General features: G+C 70.0%; 3 protein-coding genes and 1 pseudogene. 2 read left to right on the forward strand and 2 right to left on the reverse strand.

Annotated elements, in window-relative coordinates; translation table 11 throughout:
* Positions 1-376, forward strand: a 376-nt coding sequence (locus ABZ646_RS44640) for an MBL fold metallo-hydrolase (protein WP_360532961.1), incomplete at its 5' end; no start/stop codon positions are given.
* Positions 377-401: 25 nt separating this feature from the next.
* A pseudogene (locus ABZ646_RS44645) lies at positions 402-554 on the forward strand (DUF3097 family protein); the annotation flags it as partial.
* 26 nt (positions 555-580) lie between these two features.
* Here the strand turns inward: ABZ646_RS44645 and chpH are convergent.
* The gene (chpH, locus tag ABZ646_RS44650; RefSeq protein WP_046732802.1) at positions 581-814 is read right to left on the reverse strand and encodes a chaplin ChpH; all 234 of its coding nucleotides are present in this window, start codon (positions 812-814) and stop codon (positions 581-583) included.
* A gap of 145 nt (positions 815-959) precedes the next feature.
* Positions 960-2,285, reverse strand: coding sequence for a M20/M25/M40 family metallo-hydrolase (locus ABZ646_RS44655; RefSeq protein WP_360532964.1), 1,326 nt, complete (start codon positions 2,283-2,285; stop codon positions 960-962).
* Positions 2,286-2,624: the final 339 nt, after the last annotated feature.

Below are 2,624 nucleotides of genomic sequence, written 5' to 3' on the forward strand. Positions count from 1 at the left end.
CCTGGCGGTCGAGCCGACGGACCTGCCGGGGGCCTGGCCCGACACCCCGCCGGGCGACCTCTCCGGACACGGGCTGTTCGGTGACGGGTTCCAGGTGCTGCTGGCCAATGTGGGCCCCGGTCACAGCGGCCACGATCTGGCCGTCCTGGTGCCCGGCTCACCCGTCGTGGTGCTCTGCGGGGACCTGGTCGAGGAGTCGGGCGAACCCCAGGCGGGCCGGGACGCGGTCCCCACGCACTGGCCGGCCGCTCTGGACCGGCTGCTCGAACTGGGCGGCGAGGACGCGCTGTACGTACCGGGGCACGGGGCGGTCGTGGACGCGGCGTTCGTACGGGCGCAGCGTGATCGACTGGCCGTCCGGTTCGGCGTGTCGTGAGCGGGCGCCCGTTTATCGTCGTGCCATGCGCAGCTACCAGCCGGACCTGACCCCGCCGTGGAAGAAGTCCACCCCCGCCCCGGAGGTGCCCGCCGAGCCCGATCTGGTCGTGGAGGAGGCCGTCAGCGGCTTCTGCGGCGCGGTGATCCGGTGCGAGAAGACGGCGCAGGGGCCGACGGAAAGACGCCCCTCAGGGAGTCGGCGTCACTTGTTGATGCAGGTGTTGCCGAAGGCGGGGTTCAGCAGCCCGATCACGGAGATCGTGTTGCCGCAGACGTTCACCGGGACGTGCACGGGAACCTGGATCACGTTGCCGGAGATGACACCCGGGGAACCCACGGCGGCACCCTGAGCACCCGAGTCGGCGACGGCCAGGCCCGCACCCGCGAGAACCAGACCACCAGTGGCAGCCGCAGCGGCGACGACCTTCTTGAGCATTATTCCTCCTTGTTGGCAATGCGGTCCCAAGTAGCGGATCGCATGATGTGTAACGAGGAGGAACTAATGGAGCTACGAGCTTATCGTCGCATTCACTCTTCTCAGTCGAACTCGCACAGCCGCCCGATTAGCCCGAGCCATTGCTTCACGAGGCGTCGATAAAACGGTCGAGCACGCGCACGCCGAACTGGAGCCCGTCCACGGGCACCCGCTCGTCCACGCCGTGGAACATGCCGGCGAAGTCCAGCTCCGGCGGCAGCTTCAGCGGGGCGAAGCCGAACCCGCGGATGCCGAGGTCGTCGAAGGACTTGGCGTCGGTGCCGCCGGAGAGCATGTAGGGGACCGCCTTGGCCGTGGGGTCCTCGGCGAGCAGCGAGGACTGCATGGCCTCCACCAGGGCCCCGTCGAAGGACGTCTCCAGCGCCTTGTCGGAGTGCACGTCCGCGCGGACCACGTTCGGGCCGAGGAGCCGGTCGAGGTCGGCGAGGAACTCCTCCTCGTGGCCGGGCAGGAACCGTCCGTCCACGTGCGCGGTGGCCTCGCCCGGGATGACGTTGACCTTGTAACCGGCGTTCAGCTGGGTGGGGTTGGCGGTGTTGCCGAGCGTCGCCCCGATGAGCTTGGCGATGCCGCCGAGCCGGGCCAGCGTCGACTCCATGTCCTCCGGGTCCAGCTCGGTGCCGAGCGCGTCGCCCAGTTCGTCGAGGAAGGCCCGGGTGGTCTTGGTGACCCGCACCGGGAACTTGTGCCGGCCGACGCGGGCGACGGCCTCGGACAGTTCGGTGATCGCGTTGTCGCGGTGGATCATCGAGCCGTGCCCGGCGGTCCCGGCCACCTTGAGCTTCATCCAGTGCATGCCCTTCTCGGCCGTCTGGATCAGATAGAGCCGCCGCTGGTCGTTCACCGTGAAGGAGAAGCCGCCCACCTCGCTGATCGCCTCGGTGACGCCCTCGAAGAGGTCCGGGTGGTCGTCGACCAGGAACCGCGCGCCGTAGGTGCCGCCGGCCTCCTCGTCGGCGAGGAAGGCCAGCACGATGTCCCGGGGCGGCTTCCGGCCGCTCCTGAGCCGGTCGCGGACGACCGCCAGGGTCATGGCGTCCATGTCCTTCATGTCGACGGCGCCCCGGCCCCACACGCACCCGTCCGCGACCTCGCCGGAGAAGGGGTGGTGGGTCCAGTCGTCGGCGTTGGCCGGTACGACGTCGAGGTGTCCGTGGATCAGCAGGGCGGGGCGGGACGGGTCCGCGCCCTCGATGCGGGCCACCGTGGAGGCGCGGCCCGGGTGCGACTCGAAGATCTTCGGTTCGAGCCCGACCTCGGCGAGCTTCTCCGCGACCCACTCGGCGGCCTTGCGCTCGCCCGGACCCGAGTGGTCGCCGTAGTTGCTGGTGTCGAACCGGATCAGCTCGCGGCAGAGGTCCACGACCTCGTCCTCGCCGGTGACGCCCCTGGACGTGTCCGTCTCGCTCACGCTGATTCCTCCTGCTGTCACTGCCGGCCGGTCCCTGCCATCCTCTCTCCCTTCCGGCTCCGCCCCCAAGGCCGGTCCCGGCCCGTCACACGCCGTTCACGCCCGGCCACGCCCGGAACGGGGTGTGATCGGCCACCCCGGAAAGCCTGGTAGTGTTTCCTTCGTCGCCGCGGGGGAAACCCCGCACGACAGACACCTTGTCCGGGTGGCGGAATGGCAGACGCGCTAGCTTGAGGTGCTAGTGCCCTTTATCGGGAACCAGCGGGAGAGGAAGGCAGCAGTCCGCGCCAGGCGCGCAGCACCGGTCCCGCACCGATCTTCTCGCCGCGGGCGAGCGCC

The organism is Streptomyces sp. NPDC007162, assembly GCF_040634175.1.
Classification (GTDB): Bacteria; Actinomycetota; Actinomycetes; order Streptomycetales; family Streptomycetaceae; genus Streptomyces.